At 38.3% G+C, this 21,350-nt stretch carries 16 protein-coding genes; 6 read left to right on the forward strand and 10 right to left on the reverse strand.

The window, feature by feature from the left end; translation table 11 throughout:
- Positions 1 to 76 precede the first annotated feature (76 nt).
- The 4 genes from B091_RS0107920 to B091_RS0107935 form a co-directional block, all read right to left on the reverse strand.
- The gene (locus tag B091_RS0107920; protein WP_018109477.1) at positions 77 to 1,720 is read right to left on the reverse strand and encodes a diphosphate--fructose-6-phosphate 1-phosphotransferase; all 1,644 of its coding nucleotides are present in this window, start codon (positions 1,718 to 1,720) and stop codon (positions 77 to 79) included.
- 83 nt (positions 1,721 to 1,803) lie between these two features.
- A complete protein-coding gene (locus tag B091_RS0107925) occupies positions 1,804 to 3,207 on the reverse strand; it encodes an efflux transporter outer membrane subunit (protein ID WP_025069580.1) in 1,404 nt (467 codons plus the stop codon).
- The gene (locus tag B091_RS0107930) at positions 3,204 to 6,317 is read right to left on the reverse strand and encodes an efflux RND transporter permease subunit (protein ID WP_018109479.1); all 3,114 of its coding nucleotides are present in this window, start codon (positions 6,315 to 6,317) and stop codon (positions 3,204 to 3,206) included. The genes B091_RS0107925 and B091_RS0107930 overlap by 4 nt, the downstream gene beginning before the upstream one ends.
- Entirely contained in the window at positions 6,314 to 7,468 is a 1,155-nt protein-coding gene (locus B091_RS0107935) for an efflux RND transporter periplasmic adaptor subunit (protein ID WP_051069811.1), read from the reverse strand. The genes B091_RS0107930 and B091_RS0107935 overlap by 4 nt, the downstream gene beginning before the upstream one ends.
- Positions 7,469 to 7,891: 423 nt before the next feature.
- Between B091_RS0107935 and B091_RS0107940 the strand changes: the two genes are divergently transcribed.
- Both B091_RS0107940 and B091_RS0107945 read left to right on the forward strand, forming a co-directional pair.
- On the forward strand, positions 7,892 to 8,161 hold the full coding sequence (locus B091_RS0107940; protein WP_018109481.1) for a hypothetical protein: 270 nt from the start codon (positions 7,892 to 7,894) through the stop codon (positions 8,159 to 8,161).
- Between the two features lie 87 nt (positions 8,162 to 8,248).
- On the forward strand, positions 8,249 to 8,800 hold the full coding sequence (locus B091_RS0107945) for a 1-acyl-sn-glycerol-3-phosphate acyltransferase (RefSeq protein ID WP_018109482.1): 552 nt from the start codon (positions 8,249 to 8,251) through the stop codon (positions 8,798 to 8,800).
- An 83-nt stretch (positions 8,801 to 8,883) separates the two neighbouring features.
- On the opposite strand, the gene B091_RS0107950 is transcribed toward B091_RS0107945, so the two are convergent.
- The 4 genes from B091_RS0107950 to B091_RS0107965 form a co-directional block, all read right to left on the reverse strand.
- Positions 8,884 to 10,224 (reverse strand): glycoside hydrolase family 57 protein, encoded by a 1,341-nt coding sequence (locus tag B091_RS0107950; RefSeq protein WP_018109483.1) that lies wholly within the window; start codon positions 10,222 to 10,224, stop codon positions 8,884 to 8,886.
- Entirely contained in the window at positions 10,221 to 11,489 is a 1,269-nt protein-coding gene (locus B091_RS0107955; protein ID WP_025069581.1) for a glycosyltransferase family 4 protein, read from the reverse strand. The genes B091_RS0107950 and B091_RS0107955 overlap by 4 nt, the downstream gene beginning before the upstream one ends.
- 10 nt (positions 11,490 to 11,499) lie before the next feature.
- The gene (locus B091_RS0107960; RefSeq protein ID WP_025069582.1) at positions 11,500 to 13,443 is read right to left on the reverse strand and encodes a glycogen debranching enzyme N-terminal domain-containing protein; all 1,944 of its coding nucleotides are present in this window, start codon (positions 13,441 to 13,443) and stop codon (positions 11,500 to 11,502) included.
- Between the two features lie 155 nt (positions 13,444 to 13,598).
- Positions 13,599 to 14,189, reverse strand: coding sequence for a MarC family protein (locus tag B091_RS0107965; RefSeq protein ID WP_018109486.1), 591 nt, complete (start codon positions 14,187 to 14,189; stop codon positions 13,599 to 13,601).
- 146 nt (positions 14,190 to 14,335) lie between these two features.
- On the opposite strand from B091_RS0107965, the gene B091_RS0107970 reads away from it, so the two are divergent.
- The gene (locus B091_RS0107970; protein WP_238319460.1) at positions 14,336 to 14,989 is read left to right on the forward strand and encodes a Crp/Fnr family transcriptional regulator; all 654 of its coding nucleotides are present in this window, start codon (positions 14,336 to 14,338) and stop codon (positions 14,987 to 14,989) included.
- 383 nt (positions 14,990 to 15,372) lie between these two features.
- Here the strand turns inward: B091_RS0107970 and guaA are convergent, their stop codons facing one another.
- Positions 15,373 to 16,896, reverse strand: coding sequence for a glutamine-hydrolyzing GMP synthase (guaA, locus tag B091_RS0107975; protein ID WP_018109488.1), 1,524 nt, complete (start codon positions 16,894 to 16,896; stop codon positions 15,373 to 15,375).
- Between the two features lie 54 nt (positions 16,897 to 16,950).
- Positions 16,951 to 17,391: a large-conductance mechanosensitive channel protein MscL gene (mscL, locus tag B091_RS0107980; RefSeq protein ID WP_018109489.1), complete on the reverse strand. Its 441-nt coding sequence runs from the start codon at positions 17,389 to 17,391 to the stop codon at positions 16,951 to 16,953.
- A 138-nt stretch (positions 17,392 to 17,529) separates the two neighbouring features.
- On the opposite strand from mscL, the gene gap reads away from it, so the two are divergent.
- The 3 genes from gap to B091_RS0107995 all read left to right on the forward strand — a co-directional run bounded on the left by gap (position 17,530) and on the right by B091_RS0107995 (position 21,347).
- Entirely contained in the window at positions 17,530 to 18,537 is a 1,008-nt protein-coding gene (gene gap, locus B091_RS0107985; RefSeq protein WP_018109490.1) for a type I glyceraldehyde-3-phosphate dehydrogenase, read from the forward strand.
- Positions 18,538 to 18,708: 171 nt separating this feature from the next.
- The gene (locus tag B091_RS0107990; protein WP_025069583.1) at positions 18,709 to 20,808 is read left to right on the forward strand and encodes a M3 family metallopeptidase; all 2,100 of its coding nucleotides are present in this window, start codon (positions 18,709 to 18,711) and stop codon (positions 20,806 to 20,808) included.
- Positions 20,805 to 21,347, forward strand: coding sequence for a DUF4847 family protein (locus tag B091_RS0107995; RefSeq protein WP_018109492.1), 543 nt, complete (start codon positions 20,805 to 20,807; stop codon positions 21,345 to 21,347). Before B091_RS0107990 ends, B091_RS0107995 begins: the two co-directional genes overlap by 4 nt.
- The last annotated feature ends 3 nt before the right edge of the window (positions 21,348 to 21,350 follow it).

Raw genomic sequence — 21,350 nt, forward strand, 5'->3', positions numbered from 1 at the left:
CAATAAATAGCCGATAACTAAACAGCTATGAATACATAGTTTTAGTTATCGGCTTAATATATAAATGGTTTAGAACTTATTTTCCTTGTTCTAATACCAATGTTTTTGTAGGTTGATCGCAAACTTGAGTTGGACCAAAGTATTGGATAGGACCTGGATATACGTAGCAAGTGTTAAGAGCCCAGTCTTCACGGTTAGCTGCAAATGTTTTAAATGGAGCACCATCTAATTCAACAAGCGCTTTTTGGATAACTGGTTTCATCATACCGTGACGACGTTCCATGTTCATCAACATAGTAATTGGCACACCTCCAGCAATCCACTCTGCAGCAGGAGCTGTAGTGTTACGTACAGAAGACATGTAACCTGTTTTGCCATTAGCGATAAGAGCAGAAGCTGTATATCCTAAAGCATAGCAGTAGTCAGCATCAAAGTTTGAAGGAGCTGCACAACGACCTTCGTAACCGAAGAAGTGGTGTTGGCGAGAGAATTTACCATTGTATTTACCCTCTGCTCTCCAAGCTTCTAGTTTATCAGCTACCATCTCAGAAAGAAGCTTTTCTGTTTCGATAAGTGATACCTGAACGTTACCGTGTGGGTCACGATCAAGAGTAAGTTGACGAGCTACACCTGCTGGCAAGCTAGCAAAGATAGCTGCATTTTCTTTTGAAAGATTAGCAGTTACATAAGCTCTCTCTTCTTCAACATCAAGAGTAGCAAATTTGTCATCGTGAGCTAGGAAGTCGTTAAGCTCAGCAATAAGTTTCTTCATTGCAGGAATGAACTCAATAAGACCTTCTGGGATAAGTACTGTACCGTAGTTGTCACCTTTTGCTGCACGTTTAGCAACGATCCCAGCAATGTATGTAACGATATCATCAAGAGATTGACCTTTTTGCTCAACTTCTTCTGAAATGATACAAACGTTTGGTTGAGTTTGTAGAGCACACTCAAGCGCAATATGAGAAGCAGAACGTCCCATTAGCTTGATGAAGTGCCAGTATTTTTGAGCTGAGTTACAATCTCTTTGAATATTACCAATAACTTCAGAATATACTTTACAAGCTGTATCGAAACCAAAAGAAGCTTCAATCATCTCGTTTTTCAAGTCACCATCAATTGTCTTAGGACAACCTACAACTTGTACACCTGCACCTTTTGCTGCATAATATTCAGCAAGAACACAAGCGTTAGTGTTTGAGTCGTCACCACCAATCATTACAAGAGCTTTAATACCAAGTTCTTTAAGGATTTCTAGACCCTTGTCGAATTGATCTTCGTGCTCAAGTTTAGTTCTACCCGAACCAATGATATCAAAACCACCAGTATTACGGTATTCATTAATAATATCTGCAGTTAGTTCTTTGTAGTTATGATCTACAAGTCCACCAGGACCTAAGATAAAACCATAAACTTTGCTATCAGGATTAAGCTTTTTAACACCATCGAAAATACCACTAATCACATTGTGACCACCTGGAGCTTGACCTCCAGAAAGAATTACACCTACATTAATTGCAGGGAAGTGAGGTATCTCACTTGATTCTTCTAGCTTAAGAATAGGCATTCCATAAGTGTGTGGGAATAAACCTTCAATCTCTTTTTGATCAGCTACAGACTGAGTCTTTTCACCCTCAACCACTTTAACAAAACCCTTTAAAGCTTTCGGAAGCTTAGGCTGATATTCAGCTCTAGCTATTTGTAATGCACTTTTAGTCATTCTAAATTCTTTGTATTAAATTGGAGTTAGTAAATTCATCTATTTGATAACAAAAATCGCTATTTTTTATCGAAATAAAAAGTTTAATCAGGAATTTTAGTTTGAGATGTTAAATTCCAACCTCCTCCTAGCGATTTATACAATTGAATGACTGCTAGTAGCTCATCACGTATCGCGTTGTTTAAACCTATCTGTGCGTCTAGGTATCCACGTTGGGCATCTAGCACATCCAAATAACCAATCGAACCGTTGATATATTGTAGATGAGCAAACTCAACATACTTCTGAGCTGCACGCTCCAAGTGGGCTTTAAGCTTATGTACCTCACGCAGTTTATCGTAATCAAGAATTGCATTTTGAGTCTCCATAAAGGCGTTTAATACGGTCTTCTCATAATCGTATAAAGATTGTTCGAAGGCCGCTTTTTTGGCTTTCCATGCAGCTCTATTCTTACCCATATTGAACAATGGACCAGCAAGTGCACCTTCAATTAGACTATAAGGAGCTCTTAGAAATGATGAAAGACCCGACTTATTAGCACCAAATTCGGCTGTCAAACTCAAACTCGGGAACATACTAGTATAGGCTACTCCTACTTTAGCATGAGCTGCAATTAAACTTTGCTCTGCTTGACGAATATCAGGGCGACGTTGTAGCAGTTGGGAAGGTAATCCATAAGGAAGATCGTCCATATTAAATAAAGAGCTCAGTGTCTCCGTACGACGAATTTCCTTAGGGAAAGAACCAATCAAAAAGGCAAGTTCATTCTCTTTAATCTTGATTGCCAACTCCTGCTCAGGAATCATAGTAGCCGTACGAGCCATCTCAACCTGTGCTTGTTGATAAGGAATCTCCGAAGTTAATCCACCTTCAAATCGAATACGAGCCAAACGAATATTTGCTTTTCTATCTTCCAAAGTTTGTGAGAGAATATGCATCTCAGCATCTAACGCAATCAATTCATAATAAGAGGATGCTACCTCTGAGATTATAGTGAGTTGCAAGGCTCGTTGAGCCTCTAGGGTTGAAAGAAATTCGGCAATACCTGATTCTCTTGACCAACGAAGTTTCCCCCAAAGATCCAGCTCCCACGATAATTCCGCATAAGCTTTATAAGTCTCCTTGGATGTTCGTTTTCCGTCATCTTTTTGAGACTTAGTTTCAGCAGATATATCCAGATTAAACTGTGGCAATAGGTTTGCTGTGTTAATTCGTTTAAGCGCAGCAAACTCTTTTACACGAGCAGCAGCGATTAAAACGTCTTTATTATAAGTTAAAGCTTGATCAATAAGTGCAACCAGTTGGGGGTCAGTATACACTTGCCACCACTCAAAATCAGCCAAACTCAGGCTATCTTTCTTAAAGTACAAGCTGTCGGGTAGAGCCATCTCTGGTCGACTATAGGAACGACCTACCTTGCAAGATGAAAGTAAGAAGCCCATACATAGCACCCCAACTAAACAGTATATATATCTATATTTTTTCATTTCACTACTTTTTTACGCTTCTGTAACTTAGCTTTCAGTTTATATATTAAGATAAAGAAGAAAGGTACAAATACAATACCGAGCACCGTTGCAAAAATCATTCCAAAGAAGACTCCCGTACCCAACGCTTTTCTACTTGCAGAGCCAGGACCAGAAGCCAAAACCATAGGAACCATACCTAAAATAAAGGCTAGTGAAGTCATCAAGATAGGACGGAATCTCAAGCGAGCAGCATAGATAGCTGATTGCACAATATCTTCGCCCTTATCAACCTGCACCTTAGCAAACTCCACAATAAGAATAGCATTTTTAGCCGCAAGTCCCATTAACATCACCAGACCAATTTGGAAATAGATGTCATTCTCAAGTCCTGTAATCCAAACCCCGAAGTAAGAACCCAAAGCTGCCACAGGCAGGGTCAATAGTACAGCAATAGGCACAGACCAACTTTCGTATTGTGCCGCAAGGAATAGGAACACGAACAAGAATACCAAAGCTAGCACAAGTCCTGTTTGGCCACTCGCCTTTTGCTCTTGATAAGAGAGGCCACTCCACTCCACACCAATGTTTTCGGGAAGGTGTTGAGCAACAATCTCTTCCATGATCTTCATTGCTTGACCCGAACTATAACCATGAGCAGCCTGCCCAGTCACCAAAGTAGAGGTAAACATGTTAAAACGTGTCATACTTCCTGGACCTGCAGTAAGTTCAGCCTGACCTAAAGCGGCCAACGGAACCATAGCCCCATTGCTAGCACGAACAAAGAAATAATTAATATTGCCCTTATTACGACGATACTCAGCCTCAGCCTGTATATAAACCCTATAAATACGATTAAACATATTAAAGTCATTCACATACACCGAACCTGTATAAGCCTTCATCGCCGAATAAATATCAGGTACCGGGATACCCAGAAATTTAGCACGATCTCGATCTACATTAAAGAAGAGTTGTGGAATCTCAGCTTGAAGCGAAGATGAAACCTCAACTAATTCTTTACGCTGAGAAGCATAGTGTAGCAGCGTATCAACAGCTACGACTAAGTCTTCAAACGTAGCATCACCACGAGCTTCAATCTGCATTTCAAAACCACCCGAAGATCCCAAACCAGGTACTACAGGAGGTGTCATAATATAAACCTTAGATTCAGGATAAGTTGAAAGCTCAGTACGAACCTGACTTATAACCTCATCAATAGTGACGTGGTTTCTTTCATCCCAAGGTTTAAGAATAACAGTCATCAAGCTTCTTGCCTGACTAGTTCCTACACGAGCACTACTACCCGTAACATTCTGAACATAATCAACAGAAGGAAGTGACATTAAAAAGTTAATAGCTCTTTCGGTAACCTTACGCGTGCGCTCAAGGGTAGCACCTTCAGGTAATTCCAATTCCACTTTAAAAAATCCTTGATCTTCCTTGGGCATAAAGCTGGTCGGAACTACGCGATTAAGCACAAAAATAAGTACTAAGATCATCCCAAACACACCCATTACACGCTTAGGATACTTCACAGATTTCTTAATTACCCCAATGTACTTGAGGTTACTCTTGTTTAACCAATAGTTAATCTTACGGAAGATAATATTTTTCTTCTTACCTGTATCAGGTTTCAAGATAAGCGAACACATCACTGGGCTAAGTGTCAAGGCTACAATTGTAGATATAATCACTGAAACAGCAATCGTAATGGTAAACTGACGATAGAGTTGACCAGTAATGCCCGAAAGAAAACTTACAGGAACAAACACCGCAACAAGCACCAAGGAGGTAGCAATCAAAGCACCAGTCAGCCCACTCATCGCCTTTTTAGTGGCTTCGTAAGGGCTCAACTTCTCTTCACGCATAATAAGTTCCACGTTCTCAACTACCACGATGGCATCATCAACAACAATACCAATAGCTAAAATTAAGCCCAGTAGAGTAAGCAAGTTTAGAGAGAAACCAAATACAAGCATCAGACCGAAGGTACCAATCAACGAAATCGGTACAGCAACAACAGGAATTAGAGTAGCTCTCCAACTCTGAAGAGAGAGGAATACTACCAAAATAACCAGTCCTAAAGCTTCGAATAGTGTTTGATAAACATCTCTAATAGACTGTGAGATATAGTCGGTCACATCGAAAGGGACATCATATGACAAACCATCAGGGAAATTGTGGCTAATCTTGTCCATCTCTTCACGAACGAGTCGAGATACTTCAACAGCATTGGCTCCTGGCAGCAAATAAACGTTTAGAATTGCTGCATTCTCACCATTAATACCACTTTCGGTAGAATATGAAGAGGCTTCAAGAGAAACTCTTGCCACATCTCGTAAACGGATAATAGAACCATCAGGATTGGCACGTAGTACAATTTCCTCAAATTCAGCAACCGATGAAAGACGTCCTTGTGTAGTTATAGGAATTGTTATATCAAGATTTTCGACAGGTTGACCACCTAATATACCTGCTGCCGACTCCGTATTTTGCTCTTTAAGCGCACTTTTAAGGTCGTTGACAGTAATACCGAAATTGGCTAATTTATCGGGTTGAACCCATATCTGCATAGCATAGTAACGGCTACCCACATTCGAGATTCGACCGATACCAGGAATTCTTCGCAAAAGGTCGATTACATTAAGTGTTGCAAAGTTACTCAAGTAAATTTCATCAAACTTATCGTCGTCAGACTTTAAAGTTATAGTCATTAGCTGACTTGACGATTGCTTATCAACCGAGATACCATTCTGAACTACCTCAGCAGGTAAGCGAGATTCGGCCAGTTTTACACGGTTTTGAATTTCAATTGCAGCAATATCAGGATTTACTGAGATGTCAAACGTAACAGCTGCCGAGAAACCTCCCGAATTTGAACTACTTGAACTCATGTAAACCATACCTGGAGTACCGTTAAGTTCTTGTTCTATAGGTGAAGCTACAGCTTGCGATACCGTAGTAGCACTGGCTCCTGGATAAGAAGCACTAATGCTCACTACAGGAGGTGCTATTTGAGGATATTGATCAATAGGGAGCATATTCAGCCCAATTAAACCCAGAATCACAATAATAATGGATAATACAGCCGAAAATACTGGTCTATCTATAAAAAAGTTTACTTTCATTTTTGCTCTACTTTTGGAGTTTCAACTAGAGGCTCAACAATGTTCACCTTCATGTTGGGAGTCAATTTATGCTGCCCTTCGGCTACTATTAATTCACCCTCTCTTAACCCTCGCTCCACAACAACCTTGTTGTCAACTTCAGGGCCTAGTTCTATAAATAGTTTTTTGGCAACAGTATCTTTATTAATCACAAAGATGTAAGCCCCACCCTTCTCGGTGATAATAGCCTTCTGAGGAACAACTAATACATTCTCCATCAAATCGAGTAGTAATTGTACACGAGTGGACTGTCCAGGTAGAAGTACACCATTAGGGTTTGGAATTTCGGCACGAACACCAAAAGTTCCTGTATTAGGGTCTACTTGAGGTTCAGCAAAATCAACAAATCCTCTTTCGGGATAGATAGATTGGTCAGCCATAGTTATGGTAACGTTGGGTTGCCAAGATCTAGTCGAGTCAACACGACCTAAATTTACATTTCTCTTCTTACTACGAAGGTAATCAAGATCAGTCAAACTAAAATCAACCAACACCGTATCACTCTTTACAACCGTAGCCAAAAGTGATTTATTCGAAGGGCCAACTAGCGTACCCAAATCGGCATTACGCTGGCTTATTTGCCCTGTTATGGGAGACTTAACTAAGGTATAGCTAAGTTCTAATTCTGCCTGCGTCAAATCGGCCTTACTCATAAGTAGTGTTGCTTTGGCACTTTCGTAAGCCGCCTCAGCATTATCTAAGTCAAGCCTACTTGCCGCATTTTGCTCGTAAAGAGGTTTAATACGTTCGTAATCACGCTTAGCTTTTAAAACCTGAGCTTCATCTTTTTTGAGCAGAGCACGGGCTTTTTCTGCTTTGGCCTTATACATGGTTTGGTCAATAACAAAAAGATTTTGATCCTTTACCACTGAGCTGCCCTCGTTAAAGAGCATTTGCTGTAAATAGCCTTCAACACGTGCACGCACTTCAACAAATTGGTGCGCTCTGATACGACCTACATATTCACCATATATAGAGATATCTTCTTTTTGAACTTTTTGCACACTCACTGTGGGATAAACCTCTTTAATCTTAGGTTTACTATTAATCACATAATAAAGAATAATAGCACCACAAATCACTATCAATGACACTAAAACCTTTCGTGCCATTATATATGAAATAGATTTCTTAAAAAAGTTATTTCCCTTTTTACCCATAACTGCAAAGAATTAATATATATCTAAACGTTTAAATCAATAATTATAAAGCAAACATTGAACCAAAGTCGTTTGAGCTCGTATATCCTCTCAGACGACTCTAAAAAAGCTTGCAGGCAAACATTCTGAGGAATCCCTACTCATTGAGTGGGGAATTAGTACCCGCTTTCGAACTGATAAGAAATTAGCCATTCACAAGATATAACAATTATAACACCCATTTTTCTTTTATATAAGCCAAAATATCACGACTTTACCAATAATTTAAGGCTGCTAAATTGAAACTAACCTCAATAAAAATTCACAAAACAGTCTAATGACCCAATAAAGCAGTATATTTGCTACTTATTGTTTCACAATACAATCTATAAAATTATGGCTAGTAGAAGAAAACTCAAGAAAACCGTCAACTACATTATTGACGAATTAGTTACTGAATGCGTTATTCAGGAGTTGATAAACCCCAAATTAGACAAACAAAAGCTTAATGACATATTCGAAGATCTATTCAAAATGAAAATGCATTATGTGAGTAGAATTAGTTATACTGAACCAGGTAACGAGAAAAAATATTACCGCGATTTCCGCGAAAAATTCTCTAAAGACGTTAGTGACGTAATAGCTAGACTTACAAATCTAAGCTAATATTGCATGCACTTACAAATGAGGTTAGAGATATTAAATAATATTAAGATATTTCTAACCTCATTTTTTATATACTTTTATTGAAATATGAAACAACGATTACTCAAATTTATTTTCGAGCGTGTTTTGGGATGGAAAGCTGAATTCAAGGTCGACATCCCTGACAAATGTGTTTTATGTGTTGCTCCGCACACTTCCAACTGGGACCTTATGTATGGTAAGATATTTTACGGTGCTTATGGGCGAAGAGTTAAGTTTATGATGAAGAGAGAGTGGTTTTTCTTCCCCCTAGGCTATATATTCAGAAGCATGGGTGGTATCCCTGTAAACAGAGGAAAGAAGACCTCACTTGTTGACCAAATGAGCCAAAGATTTAGTAATCATAGTTATTTCAATTTAGCAATTACACCAGAGGGTACCAGAAAGCCTAATCCAAATTGGAAAAAAGGCTTTTATTATATTGCTCAAGGAGCTAATGTTCCGATCATCTTAATTGGAATCGACTACGATAAAAAAAAGATAACTGTTGGTAAAGAGCTTATACCATCGGGAGATATCGATCAAGATATGCCTATTATCAAAGACTTTTTTAAAGGCTTTAAAGGCAAGAACCCCAAAAACTTTGTTACAGAAGAATAACATATAAAATCACAAGATTTTAATTTACGATATATTCAAAAACAGAGAGAGTATTACGATTGTAATACTCTCTCTCTTTTTTTCTATTCTTTCTTCACTCTACGGGCATCTGCTTTTGATTTGACCTTAGAGAGCTTTCCATATTTTCCCTCCCAATGACTAATCTCCTCATGTAACTTAGCAATCTCTTCTCCTTGATTCTGGATGCTTGTTATCAGTGCATTAAGCTCTTCTGTACCTAACTCTTCAGGATAGAGTGCATCAACACGCGCTATGAAATCACTCAAGATATTCATGTAGTTAGTAAAGGCATCATAAGCCGAGTCATAGATTCCTCGATAAACCCCAAGCCCTGTATCTTTGGTTGACATAAACCTGAAGTTTTCACTAGCCTGCAGGTAGTTCCAATCTTGCTTGAGTCGCCTATCACTCGATATTAAAACACGATCAGCGATACTATAAAGCTTTTTAAAGGCCTCACGCTGCATCACGTTACCAAGCCAAGAACTCGTATCACGCTCTTCGTCATTCCACGAAACAGGGTAAGGTGAAGACAAGGCGCCAAAAGATTTATGCTCACGAATAACCTCTGAGGGAGTTGCAAACTTGATTCCTCGCGCCTCAGCACTTGCTGGTAAAGCTTTGAAAAACTCTATGATATTAGAGTATAAGGGTTGGAACACACCAATGGCTTTTAAGTCCATAAAGATACAAACCACCTTCTCATCTTCGGGCAACTGGTGAATCCAGTCAACATAACGATCTGCATATAGAGGATATTCTGACCACGAACTGTTTGAAAAACGCAGACTCAAATCATCTGAGAGTTTGAAATCTCTCAATAATAGCTTAAAGTCAGGGTTAAAAACATTATTATAAACATGGTGAGGACTCTTCCAACCCAAAACATGTTTAGCTCCTTCAGTTAGCATTCCTTCAAATCCTAAGCTAGAAACTAGTTCGCCAATTTCGTCAGAATAAACAAGACCAGAGTTACGGAAAACCTTCGGATACTGACCAAAAAGATCTTGAATCATTTTAGCTTGTCGCATCACCTCTTCTTTAAATGTATTTTCGTGAGCTAATGACGAAAGCCCATGAGAAAATGGTTCGGCTAAGAATTCCACACAGCCTGTATTGCTGAGCTCTTGTAGGAGATCAATAATAGATGGAGCATACTCTTCGAGTTGCTCTAAGGCAACACCCGAGATAGAAAAAGAAACTTTGAACTTCTGATTTGATTTCTGAATCATTTCAAGCATAGCCGAAAGTGCTGGCGCATAAGAGCGCTCCACAACATCACTAATAGAAGTTTCATTGGTATAATCATCGTAATAATAATGATCAGAACCTATTTCTAAAAATCGATATCTCTTTAAATGTATTATATGGTGTATCTCAAAGTACAGACAAATTGTTTTCATGCTCCTCTATTTATTATTTGTTTATATTTATTGTTTAATATCTCGCCCACGTATTCCCACTTGATCTCGTCGACTTCTTTTTTGCCCTCCTCTTTGAGGTATTCATAGAATGCAGGATAAGAGCAAATGCCATAAATAGCATCTGCCAAGGCTGAAATATCCCAATAATCAACTTTAACACATTTAGACAAGATCTCAGCACAACCTGATTGTTTCGATATTATGGTAGGCACGTTACATTGCATAGCTTCGAGTGGGGAGATTCCAAAAGGCTCCGACACCGAAGGCATGACGTAAACATCACTTGCCTTAAAAACTTCGTAAACCTCTTTACCACGCATAAAGCCAGGAAAGTGAAAACGATCAGCAATTCCTTTTTGAGCAGCTAGAAGAATCATGTCATTCATCATATCTCCATTACCAGCCATTACAAAGCGAACATTTTTCATCCGCTGAAGCACGAGTGCAGCAGCTTCAACAAAATATTCAGGGCCTTTCTGAAGTGTTATTCGTCCCAAAAAAGTAACAAGCTTATCTTTTTCAAACTTCTTAGGTTTAATAGCTTCAATCTCTGGAGATAAAGGCATTACAGCATTGTGTAAAACAGATACCTTAGAGGGCGACTGATTATAGTTATTGATTACGGTTTGACGAGTATGCTCACTCACACAAAGTATGTGATCGGCATAGTCCATTCCGTTCTTCTCAATATTAAAGACCATGGGGTTAACATTGCCACGACTACGATCAAAATCTGTTGCATGCACGTGAACAACCAAGGGTTTACCCGAAACTAGCTTGGCATGTATCCCAGCAGGATAAGTCACCCAATCGTGCGAATGAATAATATCGTACTCCTCTTTTCGAGCAATTACGCCAGCTGCAATAGAGTAGTTATTAATCTCCTCTTGTATGTTCTCAGGGTATTTTCCTGAAAAAGATATACAACCTAAGTCATTGGTATAGATAGAACTGAAATCAGAATAGATATGATTACGTAAATCAAAATAGAGCTGGGGATCCATCAGATGACCTAGACGACTCTTGATATAATCGTAATCTAAATCCTTCCAAACAACCGGGGTATTATTCATACCAACCAACTTAACAAAGCCTTGCTCCTCATCGCCAGTGAGCTTTGGAAGACAGAAAGTGATATCCATATCTTCAAGCTGAGAAAGACCTTTGGTCATGCCGTAACTAGCAGTACCTAGCCCGCCTAATATATGTGGGGGAAATTCCCATCCAAACATTAATACTTTCATTAAATCCCTCCTACTCTAAATAGTAATTAGACAATATTTTCAACACACGAAGTACTTCTGCCGTATTCATAGCAAAAGATACTGCTCCTCTACCTTTGTAAGGAGGGTTTCCATCATACATCTCGGATAGTGAACCGATGCAGTTATGAGTCATTTCAGATTCTAGACCAATCAGTTGTCGCTCGATAAAAGAGACACCACCACGTTTATGAAGCTTTAGATAAGCATCGGTATAGAAACCCATGAACCAAGGCCAAGCTGTTCCTTGGTGGTAAACCAAGAATCGATCTCGGGCTGAACCCGCGTATAGGGGATTATAACCAGCACTCTTAGGACTCAAACTACGTAAACCTTTTGGGGTTAGTAGTTCACGAGTCGCAATATCTAGAATTGTTTTCTTCTGTTTTTTATTTAAAGGCGAAAACTCAAGCCCTATTGCCAATACCATATTGGGGCGTACACTCCAGTCGGTATGATTACCATCAACATAGTCAAATAGATAACCATGCTCATTATAAAATGTAGCTGGAAAACTATGCTCAAGTGAGTCGATAAGCTGAGAAAGATAGAACGGAACCTCCTCATTATCGAGTTCATAAAAACTGTCGGCAAAACGCAGTGCATTATACCATAAAGCATTAATTTCAACCACATAGCCCGTTCGTGGAGTTACTGGTTTTCCATCTACAATCGAATTCATCCAAGTCACAGGATGTTCTTTACCTTCGGTATATAACAAACCGTTAGCATGTAAAAATAAATTTGGATGCTTATGCGATCGTATGTAATGAATAATCTTTAATACAAACTCAACATACTTCTTTTTGGCAACACTAAGAGTAACCACTTTAGAGTACTCTTGGATAGCCCAAATAGCCCATAATAAGACATCCGAGTCTTCCATATCATGCAACTGCATGTCATCTGTCTGCGAATCCATAAAGGCTTGAACACGCTCAATTGCAGTATCCATAACAGCCTCAAATTCATCAATTTTGTCAATCCCAAGAGTTAAACCTGGTAAGGAAACAAACAAATCACGTGCTCGTTGGATATTATACCATGGATAGCCTGCAAGAAGATAACTTCGATCACCTTGTTTATTATAGAATTGATGAGCCGAATTAATCAAACAATGTTTAAAACTGTTGCGAGGAGTTCGATTTTTGACCTCATCCTCAAATAACTTATTAAGCGTATCGGAGTCAATTTCGGAGAGTCCTGCCGAAAACACGATAGACTCACCTTTTTTAAGCGGAACCTCGAAAGTGCCAGGAACATACAGGTCTTCGGTATAGTCGTAACCACGCTCACGCTCCTTTCTATATTCAAAATTACGATACCAGTCGGGGGTAAATTGAAAATCGGTAGTCTTACTAAACTGCATAGAAAGCATCGGATAACCAGGATATAGACTAGTAGCGATACCATTTTGAATTACGTCGTAGCTCTTGTTGATATCGTTGTTCTCACGTGTACAAGTTGTTACTTTTCGAAAGGCCAAAAAGGGTTTAAACTTTAGGACTGTCTTTGAGTGTGCTTGCAAAAGAGTGTAACGAATCAGGATCCGATTCTCATGATGAACGAAAATCTTCTCCTTTTTAAGAATAACACCTCCCACACGATAAGTAGTGGAAGGAATGGTTTCGCAATCGAATTCACGGATATACTTATGCCCATTGGGACTAAAGGATTTTCCGTGATACTCATGCAGACCCAGATTAAATTCTGCTCCATGCTGTACTACAGTTTCGTCAAGTGACGAGAGTAATACATGATTTTCAGGTCCAAGCTCAGGTATAGGAACAACAAGAAGGCCATGATACTTTCGGGTATTACAGTCCACAATTGTCGTTAGGTGATAAGCTCCAGATTTATTACTTCGCAGAACCTCTCGAGGAAGAGATTCCTCGAGATTTATCATTAAAGTTCGGTCAAATCGTAAATAACTCATATTCTATATATTTATCATTGTTTTTCATAGTTTTCTTAAGGATGAACTAAATCATCTCTATTCCAAGGTATGTATAATTTATTTATTAAGTAAAAAAATATCTAATTGTTTTTCAATGCTTATATAACAATAATTTATCGAAATTGTTAAGAGAATCAAGTGCCTTGAACTAACGCAAAAATATTTGATACTATAATCTCAACAGAAATGGCTAACAAAATAATAGCGAAGAACTTACGCACAATATAAATACCCGTATCACCAAGAATTCTTTGTATTAGCGTGGTAGCACTTAGCACCAAAAAAACATAAACCATATTTAGGGTCAGACCAGAAATAATATTTATACTATCAAAGGTATATCGAAGAGTTAATAAAGTCGTAAATGCAGCAGGTCCTGCAACAAGTGGAAAAACAAGAGGAATAATAGTTGCTTCATCAGAAGGGCCTTTATACTTGAATATTTCAATATCAAGAAGCATTTCAATGGCCATGATAAATAAGACTAACCCACCAGCAATGGCAAAGGAGTGAATATTAATATCAAAGAGCTGGAGCATCAAGTCTCCACCATAGAAAAAGACAAGAAGCAAACCAAAAGATAAAAGTGTAGCCCGTAGAGGATAGATTTTTTTACCTCGAGCCTTTAAGTTTAGAATAATAGGAATCGAACCCGTAATATCAATTATCCCAAATAGGATAAAGAAGGCGCTCAAGGTCTGCTGCAAACTCAGTGATCCTAGCATAACAACAAGATTTAGGTTAAGCACTCATGTGCCTTACCAAGATAAAAAATTACGGAGATATATCTCTAATAATATATCGAAAAAAGATAAGATTTAATTACATTTGCTTAAACCCTCTCGTTAAAAAGGAATTAGGCATGCAACCGATGTACAAAAAACTTCTTCAGCTACCGCTTTTTCAAGGTTTAAGTCAAAAAGAACTGACTGAAATTATCGAAAAGGTTGTTTTTCAGTTTGCCTCAAAACAAGCTGATATATTACTTGCTCAACAAGGTCAAGATTGTAATTCTTTATTCTACATTCTTGATGGCAAAATCTCTAAAAAAACAATCAGCTCAGACAAGACCTATATCGTAGAGCAAGTTTTAGAAGCCCCCAGCATCATTGAGCCTCAGTCACTCTTCGGTAAAGATACCGAGTATCAATCTTCCTACACAAGCCTTAGTCCAATTGACATCATAACTATCGATAAACGTTTTGTTTTGGCAGACTTAATGAATTATCCCATCTTTGAGCTTAACTATATTAATATACTAAGTTGCATCTCACAGAACCAATACAAACTACTTTGGAATCATAAGACCTGCAATGAGCTAGCCGATCGGTTTAAATGCTTTATCAGACAACGAACTGAGCCTACTTGCTCAGAAATTACCCTGCATATCACTATGAAGGATTTGGCTTTCCAACTCAATGATACACGACTTAATGTATCACGTATGCTGAACATGCTCGAAGAACAATCAAAAGTCTGTTTAAAGCGAAAGATTGTTCAAATTAAAAACCTGGAGCTACTATAACTAATTTAGCTTCAACTGCCTTGTATAAAAAGCCTAAGTCTGACGGTATCTAAACGAAGGATTTTGAAGTCTTATAATATTAGAAGAGACCGCAATATCTGTTTTTGGGAGTTAATATGTAGATATGAGATTATTTAAAGTGATGCCTACAAGGTGCATATTTTTTATAATCTCCACAATATTTGCGAGCTAAGAGGGAGCGTAAAAAAACTTAAAGTTATCAACACAAAGGAGATTGAGTTAAAGAAAACACAAAATGAGTAGGTAGTTTAGCCCTTGCCACTAGCTCGGACTTAGTAAATTACTTACTCATTTAATAAAAAAGCTAGCCTCATTTTCTGAGACTAGCTTTAAGTACTTAATTCGAGTTAAGTATCTATGTTTTATTCCCACTCAATAGTAGCAGGTGGCTTAGAACTGATATCATAAGTTACACGGTTTACACCTTTTACCTTATTGATAATATCGTTCGAAACCTTAGCTAAGAAATCGTAGGGTAAATGTACCCAATCTGCTGTCATAGCATCAGTTGAAGATACTGCACGAAGCGCTACAGCACGTTCGTATGTACGCTCATCTCCCATTACACCTACAGACTGTACAGGAAGCAAGATTACACCTGCTTGCCAAACCTGATCATACAAATTCCAATCTCTAAGTGCCTGAATGTAGATATGATCAGCTTCTTGTAGAATATGCACCTTCTCGGGAGTAATATCACCCAAGATACGTACACCAAGCCCTGGACCTGGAAAAGGATGACGCATAATCAAATGATCGGGCATGCCCAATTCTCGACCCACCTTACGTACTTCGTCTTTAAACAATAAACGTAACGGTTCACAAAGTTTTAGGTTCATCTTTTCGGGTAAACCACCAACATTATGATGACTTTTAATTACTGTTCCTGTTATAGAGAGTGACTCAATCACATCAGGGTAGATTGTGCCTTGAGCTAACCATTTAACATCTTGTATTTTATGAGCTTCAACGTCGAAAACATCGATGAATCCTTTGCCAATAATCTTACGCTTTTCTTCTGGATCAGTTATACCAGCAAGTTCGCTATAAAACTTTTCACTAGCATCAACACCAATCACATTAAGACCTAAGCATTGATAGTCGTTAAGTACGTTTTTGTATTCATCTTTACGAAGTAAACCGTGATCAACAAAGACACAAGTTAGGTTTTCACCAATTGCACGGTGTAAAAGCACTGCAGCGACAGAAGAATCGACTCCACCACTCAGAGCTAAAACTACTTTATCGTTACCTAGTTGCTGTTTTAAGTCGGCTACTGTATGCTCTACAAATGAAGCTGGCGACCAATCACCTTTACAGCCACACACGCCAAAGACAAAGTTCTTCAATAGTGCTAAACCGTCTTCAGTGTGAAAAACTTCAGGATGGAATTGCACACCCCAAACCGATTGGTCATTAACCTGATAAGCAGCCATTTCAACATCTTCTGTTGATGCAATTTTCTTAAAGCCTGCGGGAATAGCTGTTATCGTATCGCCATGACTCATCCAAACTTGAGAGCCTGTTTTAATGCCTTTCAATAAAACATTATCAGCATCTACATGAGCCAATTTCGAACGACCGTACTCACGAGATGGAGCTGGTTCAACTTTTCCGCCAAACTCTGAAGCGATGAATTGAGCACCATAGCAAATGCCTAGTATAGGATATTTACCCCAGATAGTTTTAAGGTCCATTTTGAAGGCCTTGTCATCGTAGACAGAAAAAGGACTTCCCGAAAGAATAACACCTTTAATTGTAGGGTCATCATTAGGGAATTTGTTATAAGGAACAATTTCACAATAAATATTGAGTTCACGAACACGTCTGCCAATAAGCTGAGTAGTTTGTGAACCAAAGTCTAGAATAATAATTTTTTCTTGCATAACCAGAAGTAGTTGAATTGAATTTGGCACAAAAGTACTGAATAAAAAGGGAATTTATTTTTTTTCTTTCAATAAATCTCTAATCTCAGTCAATAAAACTTCCTCTTTACTTGGAGCTGGTGGTGCGGGAGGAGTTGCAGGTTTTTCGGCTTCTTTCTTTTTGGTTAGATTATTGAGTAATTTAACGAAAAGGAAAATTGAGAACGCTATGATAACAAAGTCGAATGTATTTTGAAGAAACCTACCATAATTGAGCGTTACAGCAGGTATCTCTGTACCAGCTGCATTAACATAAGCTTGTTTTAGCACCCATGTTAAATCAGTAAAATTGACCCCACCAACAAGCAGCCCAATTGGAGGCATTATGATATCTGCAACGATAGAAGATACAATTTTGCCAAAGGCTCCCCCAATGATTACACCAACAGCCATATCGACTACGTTACCCTTCATTGCGAAGTCTTTAAACTCTTGTATGAACTTACCTTTTTTCATAAATTTGATATTTAGTAGTGATTAAACGTGCGAATATAAAAACAATTACCTATTTTTGCACTTCGACAAATAACGAAAATACAAGTTAAGAATTATATTTTTAATATATTTAATTAAATCCTTAAAAGTTTAAACAAAATGATTAAAGTAGGTATTAATGGATTTGGCCGTATTGGACGCTTTGTGTTCCGTGCTGCTCAAAAGAGAAATGACATTCAAGTTGTTGCTATTAACGATCTTATGCCTGTAGATTACTTAGCATATATGCTAAAATATGATACAATGCATGGTCAATTCGATGGTACTATCGAAGCTGATGTAGAAAAAAATCTACTAATTGTTAACGGCAAAGCTGTTAGAGTTACTGCTGAGAGAAACCCAGCTGATTTGAAATGGGACGCTGTTGGTGCTGACTACGTTGTTGAATCAACTGGTTTATTCTTAACAAAAGAATCAGCTCAAGGCCACATCGATGCAGGTGCTAAATACGTAGTTATGTCTGCTCCTTCAAAAGATGATACTCCAATGTTCGTTTGCGGTGTAAACGAAAAAGATTATAAAGGCGAGAAATTCGTTTCTAACGCTTCATGTACTACTAACTGTTTAGCTCCACTAGCTAAAGTACTTCACGACAAATGGGGTATTACAGATGGTCTTATGACTACTGTTCACGCTACTACTGCTACTCAAAAAACAGTTGACGGTCCTTCTATGAAAGACTGGAGAGGTGGTCGTGCTGCTGCTGGTAACATTATCCCTTCATCAACAGGTGCTGCTAAAGCTGTAGGTAAAGTATTCCCTGCACTTAACGGTAAATTAACTGGTATGTCTATGCGTGTTCCTACTCTAGACGTTTCTGTAGTTGACTTAACAGTTAACTTAGCAAAACCAGCTACTTATGCTGAAATATGTGCTGAAATGAAGAGAGCTTCAGAAAATGAATTGAAAGGTATCCTTGGTTACACTGAAGACGCAGTTGTTTCTTCTGACTTCCTAGGTGATGTTCGTACTTCTATTTTCGATGCTAAAGCTGGTATCGCACTTACTGATACTTTCGTGAAAGTTGTATCTTGGTACGATAACGAAATTGGTTACTCAAACAAAGTACTAGATCTAGTTGCACACATGGCTACTGCTAACAAGTAATTAGAAATAATAACTATACAAAAAAGGGTGTCAGTTGACACCCTTTTTTTATGCTCACAAAAGAGATAATTATCTCTTTAATTAAATAGTTCGACTATATTATTTAAAAGCTCAATTCTTTTTCCCATTTTTGTACAAATACTATCCACCAGTCTAAATTTAAAACAAAAGATGAAGAAAATAAGCTTATTACTAACTTTATGCTGCCTTATGAATATATCTTGCTCACAAAAGAATCCTTTTTTCGAGAAGTATAACACCCCACATGCTACCGTTCCTTTTGATAAAATAAAGAATGAACACTACAAGCCTGCTATCCAAGAGGGCATAAAACAGCAAACAGCCGAAGTAGATGCAATTACATCTAACCCTGAAGCTCCAACTTTCGAAAACACTATTCTTGCTTACGAAAAATCTGGTGACTTACTAAGCAGAACACTTACGGTGTTTTTTAACCTAAGAAGTGCAGAAACCAACGATGAGCTCCAAGTCATTGCACAAGAAGTTATGCCACAACTCAGTGAGCACAGCAATAATATTAGCCTTAACCAAGCACTTTTTGAGCGTGTCAAAGTAGTTTATGATCAAAAAGAGTCGGCCAACTTAAATCCAGAGCAGCTCGTTTTATTAGATAAGGTTTACGATAGTTTTATCAGAAGCGGCGCGAACCTTAAAGGTGCTCAAAAAGAAAAATATAGAGAGTTGACTCAAAAATTAAGCCAACTAGGACTTACTTATGGTGAAAACAACCTCAAAGAGACTAATAATTACCAACTCGTAATTAGCGATGAGTCTAAACTTGCTGGGTTACCAGAGAGCGCTATCGAAGCTGCCAAAGAAACAGCTACTGAAAAAGGAGTTGAAGGTTGGGTCTTTACACTTGACGCACCAAGCTATATCCCTTTATTACGCTATGCAGAAGACAGAGATCTTAGAAAGGAACTTTACTTGGCATACAATACGAAATGTACACATGACAACGAGTACAACAACTTAGAAGTAGTAAAAGAAATTGTAAATACGGAGATGGCTATTGCACAACTCTTGGGCTACAAATCGTATGCAGATTTTACTCTTGAAAAGCGTATGGCTGAAAATAGTGATAATGTTTACAAATTACTCAACGATTTAATTGAAGCCTATAAACCTACAGCTCTTAAAGAAGTAGCAGAAGTAGAGGCTCTAGCTAAAATAACTCAAGGAGCAGACTTTACACTTATGCCTTGGGATTGGTCATTCTACTCTGAGAAACTTAAAAATCAGAAATTCAACTTTGATGAGGAACAATTACGCCCCTACTTCGAACTAGAAAATGTAAAAAAAGGAGTATTTGGCCTAGCAACTCAACTTTATGGTGTGACCTTCAAAGAAAATAAAGATATTCCCGTTTATCATGCAGATGTACATGCGTATGATGTATTTGATAAGGACGGAAGTTTCTTAGCAGTACTTTATACCGATTTCCATCCTAGAGCTGGCAAACGTGCTGGTGCATGGATGACAAGCTACAAAGATCAATGGATTGACGAAGCCACAGGTGAAAATAGTCGCCCACATATCTCTATTGTGATGAACTTTACGAAGCCAACTGCTAACAAACCTGCACTACTAACTTTTGATGAAGTAAATACCTTCCTTCATGAGTTTGGACATGCACTTCACGGTATCTTTGCCGACACAACTTACGAGTCCCTAAGTGGGACTAGCGTTTATCGTGATTTCGTGGAACTTCCTTCTCAACTTATGGAGAACTTCTTAACTGAGAAAGACTACTTAAACACCTTTGCTAAGCATTATGAAACTGGCGAGGTATTGCCTGATAGCATGGTTCAAAAAATCGTCGATGCTGCTAACTTTAACGTAGGCTACGGTTGCATGAGACAGGTTAGCTTTGGACTACTTGACATGGCTTGGTATACACAAGAAGAACCTTTTGAAGGAGATGTTATAGATTTCGAGCAAAAAGCTTGGGGTGAAGCACAAGTTTTACCAGTGATAGATAATGCATGTATGAGCACACAGTTTGGACATATCTTTGCTGGGGGTTATGCGGCAGGATACTACAGCTATAAATGGGCTGAGGTACTAGATGCAGACGCTTATGCAGCATTCCAAGAAAACGGAATATTTGATACTGCTACTGCCAACTTATTCAGAACAGAGATCCTATCTAAAGGTGGTACAAAGCACCCTATGATACTTTACAAAAACTTTAGAGGTCAAGAACCTAGCATTGATGCACTACTAAAACGTAATGGAATTTCTAAATGAAAAGACTTACAAGCATATTAACACTCGTTCTTATCGTTACAGCTCTGAGTAGCTGTAACGATACGGATGATGTAGTCAAGATATTTACTAAGGACACCAAGAAGATGACTATGCTACTTGAAGCTACAGAAACCAATCCTAGAGAACAAGATCTTTGGGATGGCAATGCAAAAGCTAAAGAAGAGAGTGTCAGGCTTAGAGACGAACCGGGTAACTATGAAATCACATTTGACTACGAAGAAGAACCCGAAAACGGTAGAATACATGGCACATTCAAAGGTCGAGCGGTTAAGACTATTCTCAAAGGCAAATGGTCTGCAAATGGTAAAAATCAAGAAATGTCAATGATGCTTAATGCCGACATTACGCCTGCCAGCGAAACAGATAGACTCGCCAAAGAATTTATCAGAGCATTACAAGGCAACAGTAACTTTAGAATATACAAATACCAAGGAGATGACCAAAGCCTTTCTGTGTTCTACGACAAGGAAAATAAAAATGTAAAAAAATTCATTGGCTTTATTACTCTTAAAGATTAAGAA

Origin of the sequence: Bacteroides propionicifaciens DSM 19291 = JCM 14649 (assembly GCF_000375405.1) — a bacterium.
Classification (GTDB): domain Bacteria; phylum Bacteroidota; class Bacteroidia; order Bacteroidales; family Bacteroidaceae; genus Bacteroides_E; species Bacteroides_E propionicifaciens.